We start from the raw sequence: 17,383 nt of genomic DNA, 5'->3' as shown, positions 1-17,383 counted from the left end.
CCGCCAATGATCAGGTCTTTTCAGGGGTCTCGACGACTTCGGTCACGCCATCCAGCGCGGGCGTCGCCTCATCCGTCTGCGGACGGGGATTGCGCGGCCAGTAGCGCGGGCGTCCCCGCATGGACCGGGCGGGTGCCTTCTCGGCCAGGAATTCGGCCAGATTGAACGGCGTCTTCGATACGTTGTAACCCATGGGGTGCAGCCTTTCATACGGAAAAGCGGGATTGGTGGCGGAACACGCCCCGATCCCGCAGTAGCCCCCTCTGCCACCGGCTGTGGCAGACGGGAAACGGGATGCCGTCAGCTCGGCGTCCCGGGTTCGGCTTTCGGGTCCGGCGCACCGGGTTGCTGCTGGCCCGGATCGGCGCCATGCGGGGCCTTGTCGGTGATCGGCGGCGAATGCGGGACAATGTGCAGGGCTTTCGGCCTGTCCTGGCCGGTCTTGCTGGTATCGGATCCCATGAATGGGCCCTCCATGACACCGCAGGGGAATACCCTGCAGCTTCAAGGGATATGGGGCCGCAGCAGCACCAGAACGAGGGGCAGGCCACACCAATCGCGCAGGCCACGGGGAAGACTGGGAAGTTTGTTCAACCCGCCGGGGGGCCGGACCCGCAACAGGATGCAGATGTCGCGAAGGCGGGCAACGGATCAGGCCGCTTGAATAGTAAGCGTGCTTATCATATGTGAGACTTATGATACCGAAGTACGAAAGCCTTGGCCTTCTGTTGCATGACGCCCAGCGGGCGATGCGCCGCGCGTTTGACGCGCGGATGGGGGCGCTTGGCCTGTCTTCGGCGCAATGGCGGCTGTTGCTGCACGCCCTTCGCGAAGGCGGGCCGACGCAAAGCCGGCTGGCCGATCTGCTGGAGATCGAACCGATCAGCGTGTCGCGGCTGATCGACCGGATGGAGGCGCAGGGCTGGGTTGAACGCCAGGCCGACCCGCATGACCGCAGGGTCAGGCTGGTGAAACCTTCGGCCCGGGCCCTGGCGCTGCGCGATGACCTGCGCCGGATGGCGGAAGAGATTTACGCCGAGGCCCTGGTGGGCATTTCGGCGGATGAGAAGCAAAATCTGATGCAGTGCCTGCGGACGATCACCCGGAACCTTGCCGGGGCCGGATTCGCCCCACCGGGCTGCGGGGAGCTGGGGAATGACGACTGAGACGAGTGCCGTGCAGCGCCGGTCACGACTGGGGCGCACGATGGTGATGGGCATTGTGCCCGTGGCCCTGCTGGCCGGGGCCGCCTTCTGGTGGATCACCTCGGGGCGATACGAATCGACCGAAAACGCCAATCTGCACGAAGCCCGGATGAGCGTTGCCTCCGATCTGTCGGGACGTGTGGTCAAGGTCGCCATCCATGACAGCCAGCGCGTCAGCAAGGGCGATCTGCTGTTTCAGGTCGATCCCGAACCCTATCGCCTGGCCCTGGCCGAGGCCGAAGTCAGCCTGCAATCGGCGCGGATCGAGGTCGAGCAGTTGAAGGCGGCCTTTGCGCAGGCGGAATCGCAGGCCAAGCAGGCCCGCGACAATGCCGATTATCTGGAATCCGAACTGACGCGGCAGGAAAAACTGTCAGACCGCGGCGTCGCGGCCGGCACCGCGCTGGACGGCGCCCGGCATCAGGCGGTGCAGGCGCGCGAACAGGCCGAAACCGCCGCGCAGACCGTGGCCGCCGCCCTGGCCGCGCTGGGCGGCGACCCGGCAACGCCGACCGATGACCACCCCAAGGTCCGCAAGGCCCGGGTCGAACGCGACAAGGCCACCTATGACCTTGGCCTGACCGAAGTGCGCGCCCCGGCAGACGGGATTGTCTATCAGGCGTCTTCCTTCCGCGAGGGGCAGTTCGTTTCGGCCGGAAGCCCGCTGTTCGCCCTGGTCGAAACCGGCGAAGTCTGGGTCGAGGCGAATTTCAAGGAAACCCAACTGGACGGCATTGCCGTGGGCCAGCCGGTTGAAATCGCCTTCGACGTGGCCCCCAACCGCAAGCTGACCGGCACGGTCGAGGCGATCGGGGCCGGAACCGGCGCCGAATTTTCGCTGCTGCCGGCCCAGAACGCGACCGGCAACTGGGTGAAGGTCACCCAGCGGGTGCCCGTCCGCGTCCGGCTGGACGATCCGGCAAAGGTCGGCGATCTGTCCTCGGGGCTCAGCGCCGAGGTGACGGTGGACACCGGGCGGCACAGCAACCTGCTGGGCCTGTTCGCCTGGGCTGGTGAGTAACCATGTCCGCCCCCGGCGCAGTGGTTGAGGTCCGCCACCGCGGCCTGATCACGCTGGCCATCATGCTGGCCACGATCATGCAGGTGCTGGACACCACCATCGCCAATGTCGCGCTACCGTCCATGACCGGCGACCTGGGCGCGACGCAGGACACCATCAACTGGGTGCTGACCAGCTATATCGTGGCGGCGGCGGTGATGACCCCCGTCACCGGCTGGCTGTCCGACAGGATCGGCAAGCGCGAACTGTTCCTGGTCTCGATCGTCGGCTTCGTGGTCACCTCGCTGGCCTGCGGTCTGGCCTGGAGCCTGCCCAGCATGGTGGGCTTCCGGCTGTTGCAGGGCCTGTTCGGGGCGGCCATCGTGCCGCTGTCGCAAACCTTCCTGCTGGACATCAACCCGCGCGAAAAGGCCGGTCAGGCCATGGCGCTGTGGGGCGCGGGCATCATGGTCGGCCCCATCATCGGGCCCACGCTGGGCGGCTGGCTGACCGAAAGCTACAACTGGCGCTGGGTCTTCCTGATCAACCTGCCGGTGGGCGGGCTCGCGCTGCTGGGCTGCATGGCCTGGCTGCCGAAATCAACCCTGCGGCAGCGGCGGTTCGATTTCTTCGGTTTTGCCATGCTGGCGCTGGGCATCGGGGCCTTGCAGATGATCCTGGACCGCGGGGTCGAGGTTGACTGGTTCTCGGCCGCCGAGATCTGGGTCTACCTGTTCCTGACGATCACCGGCTTCTGGGTGTTCGGGGTGCATATCCTGACCAAGAAAGAACCGTTCCTGGACCCGCGCATGTTCCTGGACCGCAACTTCGTGACCGGGCTGGTGTTCATCTTCGTCGTGGGCATCATCCTTCTGGCCAGTCTGGCGCTGTTGCCACCAATGCTGTCGCGCATCTTCAACCACTCGTCCATCACCACCGGCATCGTCATGGCGCCGCGCGGCGTGGGCACGATGATCTCGATGCTGCTGGCCGGGCGTCTGGTCCGCAAGGTGGACCCGCGCCTTCTGGTGATGGCCGGGCTGTCGCTGACCGTCGTGTCATTGTGGATGATGACCGGCTTCACCCCCCAGATGGATGACCGCCTGGTGATCTGGAGCGGTCTGGTGCAGGGGCTGGGGCTGGGGCTGGTCTTCGTGCCGCTGTCCACGGTGGCCTTCGCAACCATCAGCCCCATGTTCCGGGCCGATGCCACCAGCCTGTTCAGCCTAGTGCGCAACATCGGCTCTTCCATCGGGATTTCGGTGGTGACGGCGGTGCTGACGCGGAACGTCCAGATCAACCATGCCGAAATGGCCGGCCTGATGACCCCCTATAACCCGGTGCTGCGCGAAACGCTGCCCGCGGCGGTGGCGGGCAATCAGGCCACGCTGCAGCAACTGGACAATCTGGTGAACCTTCAGGCGCTGATGGTGTCTTATCTCAACGATTTCAAGCTGATGATGCTGATCACGCTTTGCGCTGTCCCGCTGGCGCTGACGCTGCGGCGCCCGGATCTTTCCGCCGGCCCGCCACCCGCCGCCCATGCTGATTAGGGCGGCCTTCCGGCCGCCCCTTCACATCAGAAGTCCAAGTTTTCCACCGAAAGGGCGTTGGCCTGAATGAACTCGCGCCGCGGTTCGACCACATCGCCCATCAGCTTGGTGAAGATGTCGTCGGCTTCGGCCAGATCATCCACCTTGACCTGCAACAGGGTGCGGGCTTCGGGGTCAAGCGTGGTTTCCCACAACTGGTTGGGGTTCATCTCGCCCAGGCCCTTGTAGCGTTGCAGCGTCAGGCCCTTTTCGCCCTCGGTCAGCACGCATTTCAGCAGGTCGATCGGCCCGTGGACCATCTGTTCGCGGTCCTTGCGCACAAGGCGCGCGGGATCGCGATAGATGTCGCGATGCTGGCCCGCGATCTGCGACAGGCGGCGTGCCTCGCCCGACCGCAGGATCGCCCCGTCCAGCGTGCGCAGCTCTTCCACGCCCCGCAGGATGCGCGACAGGCGGATGCCGTGATCCTGGGTAATGCGGCCCTGCCAGCCGCGTTCATATTCCACCGCCACCGCATCCAGCCGCCGCGCAACCTGATCCGCCACAGCCTGCAGGTCGGCGTCAACGCGGCCCGGATCAAAGGCGCCGGCAAGGGCGGCCTGTTCCAGAATCGGGCGCGGGTAATGCGTGGGGAAGGCATCCAGCACACGGCGGAACTGCCGCGCGCCTTCGATCACATGCGCCAGATGGTTGCCGGCGATCTCGGTCCCGTCGGCCAGCCGCAGCACGGCGCCTTCGGTGCCCATCTCGATCAGGTAATCGTCCAGCGCCGCCTGATCCTTGAGATAGACCTCGGACTTGCCGCGCGCCACTTTGTAAAGCGGCGGCTGCGCGATGTAGAGATACCCGCCCTCAATCAGTTGCGGCATCTGCCGGAAGAAGAACGTCAGCAGCAGCGTGCGGATATGCGCGCCGTCCACGTCGGCGTCGGTCATGATGACAACCTTGTGGTAGCGCAGCTTGCCGATGTCGAATTCATCGCGCCCGATGCCCGTGCCCAGCGCGGTGATCAGTGTGCCAATCTCCTGGCTGCCCAGCATCCGGTCAAACCGGGCGCGTTCCACGTTCAGGATCTTGCCGCGCAACGGCAGCACCGCCTGGTTGCTGCGCGACCGGCCCTGCTTGGCAGACCCGCCGGCGCTGTCGCCCTCGACCAGGAACAGTTCGGACTTCGCCGGATCGCGCTCCTGGCAATCGGCCAGCTTGCCCGGCAGGCTGGCCACATCCAGCGCGGTCTTGCGGCGGGTCAGCTCGCGCGCCTTGCGGGCGGCCTCGCGCGCCAGGGCGGCTTCGATGATCTTGCCGACAATGATCTTGGCGTTCTGCGGGTTCTCCTCGAACCACTCCGCCAGCTTTTCGTTCACCAGATTCTCGACCGCGGGGCGCACCTCCGAGGAGACCAGCTTGTCCTTGGTCTGGCTTGAGAATTTCGGGTCGGGCACCTTGACTGACAGCACGCAGGTCAGGCCTTCGCGCGCGTCGTCACCGGTGAAATCCACCTTCTCGCGCTTGGCAATGCCGGACGATTGCGCATAGCCGGTGATGGTGCGGGTCAGCGCGCCGCGGAAACCGGCCAGGTGCGTGCCGCCATCGCGCTGCGGAATATTGTTTGTGAACGGCAATACGTTTTCGTGGTAGCTGTCGTTCCACCACATCGCCACTTCAACGCCGATCCCGTTGCGTTCGCCCACCATGTAGATCGGTTCGGACATGATTGACGACTTGGAGCGGTCCAGAAACTTGACGAATTCCCGCACGCCGCCTTCATAGAACAGCTCAACGCGCTGCGGTTCGGCATGGCGTTCGTCTTCCAGCACGATCCGCACGCCCGAATTCAGGAACGCCAGTTCCCGCAGCCGGTTTTCCAGCGTCTTGAAGCTGTAATCAAGGTTCGAGAAGGTGCCGTCCGGCCGGTTGACCTTGGCCGAAGCCAGGAACCGCACCTGCGTGCCGCGCTTTCCCGGCGCGGGGCCAACGGGGTACACATGCACCACACATTCGCCATCCTCGAACCGGGCGCGGTATTCGGTTTCGTCGCGCCAGACGGTCAGTTCCAGCCATTCCGACAGCGCATTGACCACCGACACGCCAACGCCGTGCAACCCGCCAGACACCTTGTAGGCGTTGCCGCTGTCATCGGTGTTGTTGAATTTCCCGCCGGCATGAAGCTGGGTCATGATGACCTCGGCCGCCGAAACGCCCTCTTCATGGTGGATGTCCACCGGGATGCCGCGGCCGTTGTCGCGCACCGAAACGCTGTCATCGGCGTGGATGATCACCGCAACGTCGGTGGCATGGCCGGCCAGCGCTTCGTCAATGCCGTTATCGACAACCTCATACACCATGTGGTGCAGGCCGCTGCCATCATCGGTATCACCGATATACATGCCGGGGCGCTTGCGAACCGCCTCCAACCCTTTGAGAACCTTGATGGAATCGGCGCCGTATTCGGCGGGCTTCTTGGCGGCTTCAGCCATGCGTCGGGAACCTCTGATCTTGCCCGCGACTTATAGCGCCTTGGTGCGGCAATGTCACGGGCAGCACACAAGATTTGGTAGTCACAGGAAGGGGATCGCCAGCCCCACGCCGATCAGCAGGATGCCCGCCGTCATGTTCAGCCGCCGAATCCGCTCGGGCGTGGCCAGCAGGTCGCGCGCCCGGTCCAGAAACAGCGCCAGACCCAGGTTTCCCGCCAGCGGAACAAGGGTGGAAATCAGCAGGACAAGCACGATGTCCATGGTGCCAAGCCGGCCCAGCGGAAAGAAGCCGGGCAGCGCGCCCATGTAGAACAGAATGGCCTTGGGGTTGCCGATCACCGCCGCCACCCCCACCGAAAAGCCGGCCCAAAGGCCCGGCCGGGTCAGCCGGCGGTCGGCCTCCGGCCGGTCAGACGGCTTGCGCAGCAGCAGCGCCCCCATGATCAGGAACACGATCGCCGCCACCCAGCGCAGCAGCGACAGCACATCGCCATAGCTGCTTTCAATCCAGGTCAGGCCCAGGATGGCCGCCAGCGGCCAGACCAGATCGCCCAGCGCCACGCCCACGGCCAGCGGCCAGGCCGCCGTGAACCCGCCCGAAAGCGACCGCGCCATCAGCGCCACCCAGACCGGGCCGGGCACGATCCACAGCCCCGCCATGCCAAGGGCATAAAGCAGCAGTTGATAGCCGGTCACGGTCATTGCGGCAGGGTCAGGCTGCCATCGTCGGCCAGCGGCCAGAACGGGTTGAACGCCACTTCCCAGACATGGCCGTCAAGATCGGCCCAATAGCCGGAATAGCCGCCCCAGAACACCTTTTCCGGCGCCTTCAGCGCGGTGCCGCCCGCGGCAAGCGCGGCGGCAAAGGCGGCATCAACCTCGGCCTCGGTGGCAAAGTTCTGCGCCAGGGTGATGGCGCCGGTGCCCAGCGCGGCGCCGGGGCGGCCCTGATCGGCGGCCAGATCGGCCGCCCCGAACAGCGCCAGCGCGGCCCCGTTCATCTGGAAGAACGCCACGCCGGGCTGGCTTTCCTTGTGCTCGGCCCAGCCCAGCCGGGCATAGAAGGCGCGCGCCGCGGCCAGATCGGCCACGCCAAGGGTTATCAGGGTCACACGTTGCGGGGTCATGGGTCGATCCGGCTGACGCCGCCCTCTTCGGCGACGTGAAATCTCTGTGCCCTTTCGCCCAGGCTGTCAAACAACTGGGCCTCGGTTCCCGTCATCAGGGCCTGCGCCCCCAGCGCGCAGATCTCGTCATACAGCGCGGCGCGGCGGGCCTCGTCCAGATGGGCGGCTACCTCGTCCAGCAGCAGGATCGGCGCGCGGCCCAGATCGGCGGCCAGCGCGCGGGCATTGGCCAGGATCAGCGACAACAGCAGCGCCTTCTGCTCGCCCGTCGAACACTGATCCGCCGGCACACCCTTGGCGGCAAAGACCGCGCCCAGATCGGCACGATGCGGCCCCGCAAGGGTGCGCCCCGCCGCCATGTCACGGCGGCGGCCAGCGGCCAGCGCGGCAGCCAGATCCTCGGGCGGCGCCTCGGGGTAAACCAGATGCACCTCGGCGCGCGGAAAGGCGGTTTCAGCCCCGTCCTGCGCCGTCAGCAGCCGCGCCAGCGTGGCCTTGCGATTGGCCTCGATGGCCGCGCCGGTCTCGGCCATCTGCGCCTCAAGCGCGCCATACCAGAACGGATCGGCCACCTCGTCCCGCAACAGGCGATTGCGTTCGCGCATGGCCTTTTCATAGGCCAGCGACACCTCGGCATGATCGGGAAAGAACGACAGCGTCATCCGGTCAAGAAACCGCCGCCGCCCCTCGGCCGCTTCGATCCAAAGCCGGTCCATCGCGGGCACCAGCCACAGAATCCGCAGGATGCGCCCCAGCGCCACCTGTGTCGCGGCCTTGCCGTCAATGCGGACCTGCCGCGCCTCGGACCGTTCGGCAAAGGTCTCCACCTCATGCGCGGCGGCCATACCGAACACTTGTGCGGAAACCTTCCAGCCAATCGCCTCGGGCTTGCGAACCAGATCGTCCGACGCCGCCCGACGCAACCCGCGCCCGGGCGACAGCAGCGAAACGGCTTCAAGGATGTTGGTCTTGCCCGCCCCGTTCGGCCCCACAATCGCGACCGGCCGCCCGTTGAAAACCAGCCGCGTCGCCCGGTGGCTGCGGAAATGCGACAGGCCGAGCGACTGGATCGAAAGCCCGCTCATGCCGCCCCCTCTGCTGGCTGGCCTGCGCCACAGGGTCCGGGGGCAAGGCCCCCGGCCATCACACGCGCATCGGCATCACGACATAGACGGCGCTGGTGTCGTTTCCTTCGCGCATCAGCGTCGGTTCATTGGCGGTGTTGAACAGGAACACCGCATTCTCGCGGTCAACCTGGCTGGCAATCTCCAGCAGGTATTTCGCGTTGAAGCCGATTTCCAGCCGCTCATCGCCATAGGCGACCGCCAGTTCTTCCTCGGCCGCGCCACTGTCGGGGGCATTGACCGACAGGATCAGCCGGTCTTCGTCCAGGCTCAGCTTGACCGCCCGCGACCGTTCCGAAGACACGGTGGCCACGCGGTCCACCGCCTTGGCGAATTCGGTCGCGTCCACCTCAAGCCGGCGGGTGTTGTTCTGCGGAATCACCCGGGTGTAATCGGGGAAGGTTCCGTCGATCACCTTCGAGGTCAGTGTGATGACCGGCGTCGCAAACCGAACTTTCGTTTCGGAAACCGAAACCGCGATGGTCGCATCGTCATCATCCAGCAGCTTGCGCAATTCGCCCACGGTCTTGCGCGGCACGATCACGCCGGGCATCCCTTCGGCCCCGGCGGGCAGCGGCGCGTCGATCCGGGCCAGACGGTGGCCGTCGGTCGCCACGCAGCGCAGCACCGGCCCGTCTTCGCCCTGCGCGACATGCATGTAGACGCCGTTCAGGTAGTAGCGGGTTTCCTCGGTCGAAATCGCGAACTTCGCCTTGTCGAACAGCCGCCGCAACTCGGGCGCCTTGGCCGCGAAATTGGACGAATATTCCGAGGTGGCCATCACCGGGAAATCTTCCTTAGGCAGCGTCGCCAGGCTGAAGGTTGACCGGCCCGCGGCAATGGTCAGCCGGCCCGACGCCGCATCCTCGGTCAGGTTGACCAGCGCGCCATCGGGCAGCTTGCGGATGATCTCATGCAGCATCACCGCCGAAACCGTAGTCGCGCCCGCGCGCTCCACCATGGCGGCCGCGCGATCCACCACTTCAATATCCAGGTCGGTGGCGCGGAAGGAAACCTGCGCGCCCTCGGCCTCGATCAGCACGTTGGCGAGGATCGGAATGGTGTTGCGCCGTTCGACAACGGATTGCGCCTGGGCCAGCGCCTTCAGAAGCGTGCCGCGTTCGATCGAGAGTTTCATCTTTCTTCCCCCTGCCGGCCCTGATGAAGGGACGCAGACATTATCCGGTTTTCACCGGTTCACAAGCATTTCCGCAGGACTTTGGGTGCGATTCCGGGGGCCGTCAAGGCCACCCGGGCTTATCCCTGAAGCAGGCGCTTCAGCAGTTGCAGATCGTCCGCAAGTTGGCTGTCAATGGCCATCAATTCCTCGATCTTGCGCACACCATGCATGATCGTGGTGTGGTCGCGCCCGCCGAAGCGGCGGCCGATCTCGGGCAGGGACCGGCTGGTCAACTGCTTGGCCAGATACATCGCCACCTGACGCGGCCGCGCAATGGTGCGCATCCGCTTCGGGCCAATCATGTCGGACAGGCGGACGTTGTAATGTTCGGCCACCTTGCGCTGGATTTCCTCGATCGTCAGCTTGCGGTCGCTGGCACGCAGAATATCGGCCAGGCAGTCCTGCGCCAGATCCAGCGTGATCTCGCGGCCCACCAGGCTGGCAAAGGCGAAAAGCCGGGTCAGCGCGCCTTCCAGAACGCGGACGTTGGTGGTGATGCGATGCGCCAGAAACTCCAGCACGCCATCGGCAATCACCAGGCCGCGATACTGTTCGCGGTAGAAATCCGCCTTCTGTTGCAGGATGCCAAGGCGCAGTTCGTAATCGGTCGGGTGCAGATCGACCACAAGGCCGCATTGCAGGCGGCTGCGGATGCGTTCCTCAAGATCCTTGATCTCGCCCGGCGCGCGGTCGGCCGAGATGACGATCTGCTTGTTCTGGTCCACCAGCGCATTGAAGGTGTGGAAGAATTCTTCCTGCGTCGAATCCTTGCCGGCGATGAACTGCACGTCATCGACCATCAGCACATCAACCGACCGGAACAGCGACTTGAAATCCATGACCTGCTTGTCCCGCAGCGCCTGGATGAAGCGGTACATGAACTGTTCGGCCGACAGGTAAAGCACCCGCAGATCGGGGCGGCGGGCCTGCAATTCATGCGCAATGGCGTGCATCAGGTGGGTCTTGCCCAGCCCGACGCCGCCATAAAGGAACAGCGGGTTGAAGGTGACGGTGTCGCCTTCGGCCACGCGGCGGGCCGCCGCATGGGCCAGCTCGTTCGGCTTGCCGACAACGAAGCTGTCAAAAGTGAACCGGGCATCCAGCGGGGCACCGGGCAATTCGTCCTCGGACGCCGCCCGAACCCGCGCCGCCTTCGCGGCCTCGGGGCGCGGCGCCGGGCGCGGCCCGGCCGTCAGCGTGCCAACCGCGAATTCGATACGGTCGATGGTGGCGCCGGCCGTCATCAGATGCGACCGGATATGATCGGCAAAGTTGCGCTGCACCCAATCGCCGAAAAAGGTGGTCGGCACTTCGAAACGGGCGACGCCGTTCTTCATGTGCGAAAGCTTCAGGGGCTCGATCCAGGTGACGTAATTGTTCTTGCCAACCCGGTTGATAAGACCTTCACGAATCTGGCCCCATGTTTCGTTTGTCATCTATCCGACCTGTCTTCTGTTCCCAACACGGGCTTAGCCCAGCGGCACATCACGCACAGCGATCCGAACCGCACGATGGCACCGGCAAACCGGGACCATCGGGGCACAAGACCCCGACCCAAGGAACAACAGGCCGGCAACGGAACCAAAGGGCCCCGCACCCGCATATCAGCAAGTGGCAGCGTCAGACTGCAGACACCAACTTATCGAACGCAAACCCTGATCATTTTGTCTATGGCGGCAGCCGGTCTTCTTTGGACAGTAATCAGCGTCTGCGATCTTCACTTGTCCCCCAAGACGACGTGAATCGCAGGCACACGCTACCAAGCCGCGCTGGCCCCCCGCAACCGAACAACGCGCTTGACAGCGAGTCTTCGAAATCGAATCCCGGGCGCCGTGCAATTCGGCCACGCGGCCGCCGGCGGGCCGCCACGGAACCCCGCCAAAGCAAAGGGCGCCGCCCTTTCGGACGACGCCCCTGACAGAATCGGTTGCGACAAAAATTCGCGGTCAGGCCTTTTCGGCCAGGGCCTTCACGCGCGCGTTCAGGCGCGAAATCTTGCGCGAAACGGTGTTCTTGTGCAGCACGCCCTTGGTCACGCCGCGCGACAGTTCCGGCTGGGCGGCCTTGAGGGCAGCGGCAGCAACGGTCTGGTCGCCAGAAGCGATGGCTTCTTCGACCTTGCGCAGGAAGGTGCGGATGCGCGAGCGGCGGGCCTTGTTGATGGCATAACGCGTCTCGGACTGGCGGGCGCGCTTCTTGGACTGTTCGGTATTGGCCATGGGTTCTGTGGTCCTTGGGTCTTTGTTCGATCTGATCGCACGCATGACCCAAGCCCCGCCAATCAGACGGGAATCATTCTTGCCTAAGCGGGCCCACGCGCATGTGACGCCGGCCTATACGGCAAGGCCCGGCAAAAGGGAACAGGGAATCAGCGGTCGCGGAACTGCGGCTGGCGCTTTTCCAGGAAGGCGGCCATGCCTTCCTTCTGGTCTTCGGTCGAAAACGTCGCGTGGAACATGCGGCGTTCGAACAAAAGCCCCTCCGCCAGCGTGGTTTCCTGCGCGCGGTTGACCGCCTCTTTCACCACCATCGCCGTCAGCATGGATTTCTCGGCAATCTTGCCCGCGATCTTCAGCGTCTCTTCAATCAGCGATTTCGCCGGGAAGACGCGGCTGACCAGACCGCAGCGCTCGGCCTCGGCGGCATCCATGAAGCGGCCGGTCAGGTGCATGTCCATCGACTTGGACTTGCCGACGAACCGGGTCAGCCGCTGGGTGCCACCCATGCCGGCCACGATTCCAAGGTTGATCTCGGGCTGCCCGAACTTGGCGGTGTCGGCGGCAATGATGAAATCGCACATCATGGCCAGCTCACAGCCGCCGCCAAGGCAGTAACCGGCAACGGCGGCGACCACCGGCTTGCGGACCCGCTGGATCGCCTCGGCCTCGGCCCCGAAAAGGTTGTCGAAGAACACGTCCGAGAACGACCGCGTTGCCATTTCCTTGACATCCGCGCCCGCGGCAAAGGCCTTGTCGCTGCCGGTGATCACGATGCAGCGGATCTTGTCGTTCTGATCGGCGGCCGTCATCGCCGCGGCCAGTTCCCCCATCAGGCGCGAATTCAGCGCGTTCAGCGCCTCGGGCCGGTTCAGGCGGATGAGGCAGGTGTAATCCTCGATCTCGACGATCAGTGTCTCATAGGCCATGGCGCGCCTCGCGTCTTCAGGTGGCTCTCGTTCGCGTGATGCGGACTCCTAGCAGTCTGGCGCCGGAAGGCAAGCCGATGCCCTAGGGCTGGCACTGCGGACAGTAAAAGGACGACCGGCCGGATTGCACAATCCGCTGGATGGTGCCGCCGCAGCCGGGCGTTATGCAGGCTTGGCCTTCCCGGTCATAAACGCGGAAACTGTGCTGGAAATAGCCCAGTTCGCCATCGGCCTGGCGATAATCGCGCAGCGACGAACCGCCCGCCTCGATCGCCTCGGCCAGCACCTCGCGGATGATCGGCACAAGGACCGCCGCCTGCGCGGGTCCAAGATCGCCGGCCAGCAGACGCGGCGACAGGCCGGCGCGGAACAGGGTTTCGCAAACGTAGATGTTGCCCAGACCCGCCACCAGATGCTGATCCAGCAGCGCCGCCTTGATCGGCGTGCGGCGGCCCTTCAGCGCCGCCACCAGATAGGCCTCGTCAAACCCGTTGCCCAGCGGTTCGGGGCCCAGCACCGCCAGCAGCGGATGGGACTCGGCGCTTTCGCTGGGCATCAGGTCCATTGCGCCAAACCGCCGCGCATCGTTGAAGGTGACGCGGGCGCCGCCCTCCATGTCCAGCACCACATGGTCATGCTTCTGCGGCGCGGGATGGTCATGGTGAAACGCGCCCAGCATCGCACCCGAAACCAGCATCCGCCCCGACATGCCCAGATGCACCAGCAGGGTTTCACCCCCCGACAGATCGGCCAGCAGGTATTTCGACCGCCGCCGCAGCGCCAGCACCCGCTGGCCCGTCAGCCGCTCGGCCATCCGTTCCGGCAGCGGCCAGCGCAGATCGGGGCGGTTCACCTGGGCTTGCAGGATCGTGCGGCCCTCCATCACGGGCAGCAGGCCGCGGCGGACGGTTTCCACTTCGGGCAGTTCGGGCATGGCGCGCTTTCACAAAGATGCCTTCCAGTTGCCGGAAAACACGGCCCGGCTCAACCCCGCCCCGGCGGGTTGCGTCAGTTTGCGGTTTCCCTTGTCGCGCAGCGGGCGCTATACCCCTGCGCGAAGTCGAATTTCGGGCAAGGGCAAGGCCATGACCGGCGAGAATGAAAAGACCACCCACTTCGGATTTCGCGAAGTGGCCGAGGGCGAAAAGGCCGGCATGGTCCACGGCGTGTTCAGCCGCGTGGCCAGCAAGTATGACCTGATGAACGACCTGATGTCGGGCGGCGTCCATCGCCTGTGGAAAGATGCGATGATGGACTGGCTGGCGCCACGGCCCGGCCAGCGCCTGCTGGATGTGGCCGGCGGCACCGGCGACGTGTCGTTCCGCTTCCTCAAGCGGGCGCCGGGGGCCAGCGCCGTGGTCTGCGACATGACCGAATCGATGCTGATCGAAGGCCGCAAGCGCGCCGATGCCGGTAATCTGGCCGACAGGCTGGGCTGGGTGGTGGGCGACGCCATGGCGCTGCCGTTCGAGGACAACAGCTTTGATGTCTACACCATCAGCTTCGGCATCCGGAACGTGACCCGCATCCAGGACGCGCTGAACGAAGCCTATCGCGTGCTGCGCCCCGGCGGGCGGCTGATGGTGCTGGAATTCAGCCAGATCCCGAATGACCTGATGCAGAAGGTCTATGACCTGTATTCGTTCAACGTGATTCCCGTCATGGGGCAGATCGTGGCCGGCGACCGGGACAGCTATCAGTATCTGGTCGAATCGATCCGCAAGTTCCCCGATCAGGAAACCTTCGCCACGATGATCCGCAAGGCGGGCTTCGGGCAGGTGAAATACCGCAACCTGACCATGGGCGTCGCCGCCCTTCATTCGGGCTGGAAGATCTGATGCGGGGGCCGCACAACCTCTGGCGGCTGATCCGCACGCTGGCCACGATGGAACGCACCGGCGCCATCGGCGTGGTGCTGGAGGCTGTTGAGGCCCCGCGCGGGGTGCGCGTCGCGGCGCGCATCCTGGGCCGGCCGTTCAAATGGCTGGGCCTCAAGGGTGATCCGGCGCTGCCCCCGGTGACGCGCGCCCTTACGGCGCTGGGGCCGGCCTATATCAAGTTCGGCCAGATCCTTTCGACCCGCCCCGACATCGTGGGCGACGAACTGTCGAACCAGTTGAAATATCTGCAGGACCAACTGCCACCCTTCCCGGTGGAAACCGCCAAGGCCATGTTCGCGGCCGAACTGGGCGTTTCGGTGGATGAGGTGTTTTCCGAATTTTCGGAACCCGTCGCCGCCGCCTCGATTGCGCAGGTTCACAAGGCGCGGCTGATCAGCACCGGCGAGGATGTAGCGGTCAAGGTGCTGCGCCCGAACATCGAACGCGCCTTCCGCACCGACCTTGACGCCTTCTATTTCGCCGCCCGCTGGATCGAGATTCTGGCCCCCTTCTCGCGCCGGCTGCGGCCGGTTGACGTGATCGCGCATTTCGAAGGCGTGGTGAAGGGTGAGCTGGACCTGCGGCTGGAAAGCTCGGCCGCGGCCGAATTCGCCGCGAACACCGAAAAGGACGAAGGCATTGTCGTGCCGCGCCCGAACTGGGCGCTGTCGGGCCGCACGGTGATGACCATCGGCTGGGCCGAAGGCATTGGCCTGAACGAGCTTGAGGCGATCGACGCCGCCGGGATCGACCGCGCCGTTCTGGGCCGTCGGGTGCTGACGCTGTTCCTGAACCACGCGCTGCGCGACGGGTTCTTCCATGGCGACATGCATCAGGGGAACCTGAAGGTCGCGTTGAACGGCGATCTGGTGGTCTATGATTTCGGCATCATGGGCCGGATCGACGAATACACCCGCCGCGTCTATGCCGAAATCCTGATGGGGTTCATCCACAAGGATTATCGCCGCGTCGCCGAGGTGCATTTCGAAGCCGGCTATGTGCCGCCCGACCGCGACATCGACGAATTCGCCCGCGCCCTGCGCGCCGTGGGCGAGCCGATCTTCGGCATGGACGCCAGCCGCATCTCGATGGCGCGGCTGCTGGCCTATCTGTTCGAGGTGACCGAACGCTTCGGCATGGAAACGCGGACCGAGCTGATCCTGCTGCAACGCACCATGGTCGTGGTCGAAGGCGTGGCCCGCAGCCTCGATTCGCATCTGAACATGTGGGAAGTCGCCAAGCCCGTGGTCGAAGGCTACATCCGCAGCAATGTGGGGCCGCAGGCGGTGCTGCGCGATCTGGCCAAGACGGCGCGGGTTCTGGCGCGGTTCGGCCCCAAACTGCCCGCTCTGGCCGAGGCGCAGTTGATCCGCGCCGGCAATCCGGCGGTGCAGAACCGGCCGCCGCTGCGGTCCAGCCTTGGCCCCTGGCTGACGGCGGCGGGGGCGGCGATCTTCCTGTCGGGCGTGCTGGTGGGCTGGCTGATCTGATCAGCCCGGCGGCACGCGCAGGGCGGTGATCTCGGTCGCTGCCACCTCGATCCCGCCGTCGAACACCAGCCGCGTGCCGCCGCTGCCGCCCCGCGCCTCGATCACGCGGCCATAGTATTCCACCGGATCGGTCTGCAACAATTCCCCGTCGCGCCAGCTTTCCAGCGACAGGGAATACCTGCCTTCGGGCAGCGGGTCGCCGGCGGCATCGGCCCCGAACCATTGGTAAAGATCGGTCGAAACCGGCAGACTTTCCCGCGTGACAAGGTTTCCCTTGGCATCCTTGACCACAAGAACCGCCTCATCCGCGCTGGCCACCGGGTTGGGCGACAGCGTGACCGGCGTGCCGGAATACCAGACATCCGCCGCCGCCCGCGCCTCTTGCCCCACCCAGCCGGCCAGTTGCGACATGCCCATCAACCCGAACTGCGTGGCCATCGCACCCAGAAGCTGATTGGTCTGCACCTGCTGTTCCACCCCGGAAAAGGTGGCCAGTTGCACCGCATAATCGGTGGAATCGATCGGATTCAGCGGGTCTTGGTTCTGCATCTGAACCGTCAGCATCTTCAGAAACGTCTGGAAGTCCGAGGTCAGGACGGCACTTCCCTGCCCCTTGGCGGCGGTGCTGGCAGAGGTCGCGCTGCCGGTCGCGGTAACATCCATGCTGTCCTCACAATCTCAGATAAAGGCCGGCACCGGCCGGGGTGGAAACGGGCAAAGGCCAGGCGGCAGGGTCTGGCGGCGCGGCCTCCGTCAGAAGCGGCCGCTCGGGCAGGGGGGCGGCAAGACCTGCCCCCTGATCCGGCCCCGCCCCCGGCCCCGACCAAGGCCCGAAGCCAAGGTCCACCTGCACAAAGCCGGCGGCGCGGAAGTCGGCGGCCAGCCGGTCGGAATGGCGGCGCAGCAGATCAAGCGTCTCGGCCCGCTCGGCGCAAAGCGTGACAAAGGCCCGGTCGCCCTCGGTCCGCAACTCGATGCGAAGCGACCCAAGCTCGTCGGGCGACAGGCGAATCTCGGTGACCGGCGATCCGCTGTCGGCCGCCGCCTGCACAATCTGCGCCGGCACCGCGGCGGGCAGCGGCGCGGCAGCCGGCGGGGCGGGTATATGCGGCGGGGCAGGCCCTGTGGGCGGCGGTGGCGGGGCACCTGCAAGGCCGGGCGCATCGGTCAGGCCAGCGCCCGCATCTGCGGCAGGCCCCGGG

18 protein-coding genes are annotated in these 17,383 nt (G+C 65.5%); 5 read left to right on the top strand and 13 right to left on the bottom strand.

Going from position 1 to position 17,383, the window contains the following annotated elements:
* Positions 1-10 precede the first annotated feature (10 nt).
* Entirely contained in the window at positions 11-193 is a 183-nt protein-coding gene (locus tag C5F44_RS05230) for a hypothetical protein (protein WP_107672473.1), read from the bottom strand.
* A gap of 107 nt (positions 194-300) precedes the next feature.
* Positions 301-462, bottom strand: a complete 162-nt coding sequence (locus C5F44_RS17950; RefSeq protein ID WP_181318190.1) for a hypothetical protein — start codon at positions 460-462, stop codon at positions 301-303.
* A gap of 233 nt (positions 463-695) precedes the next feature.
* On the opposite strand from C5F44_RS17950, the gene C5F44_RS05225 reads away from it, so the two are divergent.
* Genes C5F44_RS05225 through C5F44_RS05215 form a run of 3 tightly spaced genes read left to right on the top strand, consistent with a single transcriptional unit; the run spans position 696 to position 3,758 of the window.
* Positions 696-1,166 (top strand): MarR family winged helix-turn-helix transcriptional regulator, encoded by a 471-nt coding sequence (locus tag C5F44_RS05225; protein WP_107672472.1) that lies wholly within the window; start codon positions 696-698, stop codon positions 1,164-1,166.
* Entirely contained in the window at positions 1,156-2,226 is a 1,071-nt protein-coding gene (locus C5F44_RS05220) for an HlyD family secretion protein (protein WP_107672471.1), read from the top strand. The genes C5F44_RS05225 and C5F44_RS05220 overlap by 11 nt, the downstream gene beginning before the upstream one ends.
* A 2-nt stretch (positions 2,227-2,228) precedes the next feature.
* The gene (locus tag C5F44_RS05215) at positions 2,229-3,758 is read left to right on the top strand and encodes a DHA2 family efflux MFS transporter permease subunit (RefSeq protein WP_107672470.1); all 1,530 of its coding nucleotides are present in this window, start codon (positions 2,229-2,231) and stop codon (positions 3,756-3,758) included.
* Positions 3,759-3,784: 26 nt separating this feature from the next.
* Here the strand turns inward: C5F44_RS05215 and gyrB are convergent, their stop codons facing one another.
* From gyrB to mutM, 9 genes are all read right to left on the bottom strand, one after another.
* The gene (gene gyrB, locus C5F44_RS05210; protein ID WP_107672469.1) at positions 3,785-6,235 is read right to left on the bottom strand and encodes a DNA topoisomerase (ATP-hydrolyzing) subunit B; all 2,451 of its coding nucleotides are present in this window, start codon (positions 6,233-6,235) and stop codon (positions 3,785-3,787) included.
* An 81-nt stretch (positions 6,236-6,316) separates the two neighbouring features.
* Positions 6,317-6,937, bottom strand: a complete 621-nt coding sequence (locus tag C5F44_RS05205) for a LysE family translocator (RefSeq protein ID WP_107672468.1) — start codon at positions 6,935-6,937, stop codon at positions 6,317-6,319.
* Complete coding sequence (locus C5F44_RS05200) at positions 6,934-7,362, bottom strand: VOC family protein (RefSeq protein ID WP_107672467.1); 429 nt, start codon at positions 7,360-7,362, stop codon at positions 6,934-6,936. Before C5F44_RS05200 ends, C5F44_RS05205 begins: the two co-directional genes overlap by 4 nt.
* Complete coding sequence (gene recF, locus C5F44_RS05195; protein ID WP_107672466.1) at positions 7,359-8,447, bottom strand: DNA replication/repair protein RecF; 1,089 nt, start codon at positions 8,445-8,447, stop codon at positions 7,359-7,361. The genes C5F44_RS05200 and recF overlap by 4 nt, the downstream gene beginning before the upstream one ends.
* A 58-nt stretch (positions 8,448-8,505) precedes the next feature.
* On the bottom strand, positions 8,506-9,624 hold the full coding sequence (gene dnaN, locus C5F44_RS05190; RefSeq protein WP_107672465.1) for a DNA polymerase III subunit beta: 1,119 nt from the start codon (positions 9,622-9,624) through the stop codon (positions 8,506-8,508).
* 119 nt (positions 9,625-9,743) lie between these two features.
* Positions 9,744-11,102: a chromosomal replication initiator protein DnaA gene (dnaA, locus tag C5F44_RS05185; RefSeq protein ID WP_107672464.1), complete on the bottom strand. Its 1,359-nt coding sequence runs from the start codon at positions 11,100-11,102 to the stop codon at positions 9,744-9,746.
* A gap of 510 nt (positions 11,103-11,612) precedes the next feature.
* Positions 11,613-11,885, bottom strand: coding sequence for a 30S ribosomal protein S20 (rpsT, locus tag C5F44_RS05180; RefSeq protein ID WP_107672680.1), 273 nt, complete (start codon positions 11,883-11,885; stop codon positions 11,613-11,615).
* 149 nt (positions 11,886-12,034) lie between these two features.
* Positions 12,035-12,811, bottom strand: coding sequence for an enoyl-CoA hydratase (locus C5F44_RS05175; protein ID WP_107672463.1), 777 nt, complete (start codon positions 12,809-12,811; stop codon positions 12,035-12,037).
* 82 nt (positions 12,812-12,893) lie between these two features.
* Complete coding sequence (gene mutM, locus C5F44_RS05170) at positions 12,894-13,745, bottom strand: bifunctional DNA-formamidopyrimidine glycosylase/DNA-(apurinic or apyrimidinic site) lyase (protein ID WP_107672462.1); 852 nt, start codon at positions 13,743-13,745, stop codon at positions 12,894-12,896.
* A gap of 151 nt (positions 13,746-13,896) precedes the next feature.
* Between mutM and ubiE the strand changes: the two genes are divergently transcribed.
* Together ubiE and ubiB are read left to right on the top strand one after the other, a co-directional pair.
* Positions 13,897-14,649: a bifunctional demethylmenaquinone methyltransferase/2-methoxy-6-polyprenyl-1,4-benzoquinol methylase UbiE gene (ubiE, locus tag C5F44_RS05165; protein ID WP_107672679.1), complete on the top strand. Its 753-nt coding sequence runs from the start codon at positions 13,897-13,899 to the stop codon at positions 14,647-14,649.
* Positions 14,649-16,181, top strand: a complete 1,533-nt coding sequence (gene ubiB, locus C5F44_RS05160) for a 2-polyprenylphenol 6-hydroxylase (protein WP_107672461.1) — start codon at positions 14,649-14,651, stop codon at positions 16,179-16,181. The genes ubiE and ubiB overlap by 1 nt, the downstream gene beginning before the upstream one ends.
* Here ubiB and C5F44_RS05155 read toward each other — a convergent pair whose 3' ends face one another.
* Together C5F44_RS05155 and fliK are read right to left on the bottom strand one after the other, a co-directional pair.
* Complete coding sequence (locus C5F44_RS05155) at positions 16,182-16,844, bottom strand: flagellar hook capping FlgD N-terminal domain-containing protein (RefSeq protein ID WP_107672460.1); 663 nt, start codon at positions 16,842-16,844, stop codon at positions 16,182-16,184. It lies immediately after the preceding gene.
* 7 nt (positions 16,845-16,851) lie between these two features.
* Positions 16,852-17,383: flagellar hook-length control protein FliK (fliK, locus tag C5F44_RS05150; RefSeq protein ID WP_146161907.1), on the bottom strand; the 532-nt coding region annotated here is incomplete at its 5' end.

Source organism: Fuscovulum blasticum DSM 2131 (assembly GCF_003034965.1).
GTDB classification, from domain to species: domain Bacteria; phylum Pseudomonadota; class Alphaproteobacteria; order Rhodobacterales; family Rhodobacteraceae; genus Pseudogemmobacter; species Pseudogemmobacter blasticus.
This window is presented reverse-complemented; position numbering and strand designations above follow the sequence as displayed.

Bases quoted from the DNA above. Each gene is read 5' to 3' on its own strand.
- dnaN (WP_107672465.1), bottom strand. From the start codon at position 9,624: ATGAAACTCTCGATCGAACGCGGCACGCTTCTGAAGGCGCTGGCCCAG.
- C5F44_RS05200 (WP_107672467.1), bottom strand. From the start codon at position 7,362: ATGACCCCGCAACGTGTGACCCTGATAACCCTTGGCGTGGCCGATCTG.
- C5F44_RS05205 (WP_107672468.1), bottom strand. From the start codon at position 6,937: ATGACCGTGACCGGCTATCAACTGCTGCTTTATGCCCTTGGCATGGCG.
- C5F44_RS05175 (WP_107672463.1), bottom strand. From the start codon at position 12,811: ATGGCCTATGAGACACTGATCGTCGAGATCGAGGATTACACCTGCCTC.
- recF (WP_107672466.1), bottom strand. From the start codon at position 8,447: ATGAGCGGGCTTTCGATCCAGTCGCTCGGCCTGTCGCATTTCCGCAGC.
- C5F44_RS05215 (WP_107672470.1), top strand. From the start codon at position 2,229: ATGTCCGCCCCCGGCGCAGTGGTTGAGGTCCGCCACCGCGGCCTGATC.
- gyrB (WP_107672469.1), bottom strand. From the start codon at position 6,235: ATGGCTGAAGCCGCCAAGAAGCCCGCCGAATACGGCGCCGATTCCATC.
- mutM (WP_107672462.1), bottom strand. From the start codon at position 13,745: ATGCCCGAACTGCCCGAAGTGGAAACCGTCCGCCGCGGCCTGCTGCCC.
- ubiB (WP_107672461.1), top strand. From the start codon at position 14,649: ATGCGGGGGCCGCACAACCTCTGGCGGCTGATCCGCACGCTGGCCACG.
- C5F44_RS05225 (WP_107672472.1), top strand. From the start codon at position 696: ATGATACCGAAGTACGAAAGCCTTGGCCTTCTGTTGCATGACGCCCAG.
- ubiE (WP_107672679.1), top strand. From the start codon at position 13,897: ATGACCGGCGAGAATGAAAAGACCACCCACTTCGGATTTCGCGAAGTG.
- rpsT (WP_107672680.1), bottom strand. From the start codon at position 11,885: ATGGCCAATACCGAACAGTCCAAGAAGCGCGCCCGCCAGTCCGAGACG.
- C5F44_RS05230 (WP_107672473.1), bottom strand. From the start codon at position 193: ATGGGTTACAACGTATCGAAGACGCCGTTCAATCTGGCCGAATTCCTG.
- C5F44_RS05220 (WP_107672471.1), top strand. From the start codon at position 1,156: ATGACGACTGAGACGAGTGCCGTGCAGCGCCGGTCACGACTGGGGCGC.
- dnaA (WP_107672464.1), bottom strand. From the start codon at position 11,102: ATGACAAACGAAACATGGGGCCAGATTCGTGAAGGTCTTATCAACCGG.
- C5F44_RS05155 (WP_107672460.1), bottom strand. From the start codon at position 16,844: ATGGATGTTACCGCGACCGGCAGCGCGACCTCTGCCAGCACCGCCGCC.
- C5F44_RS17950 (WP_181318190.1), bottom strand. From the start codon at position 462: ATGGGATCCGATACCAGCAAGACCGGCCAGGACAGGCCGAAAGCCCTG.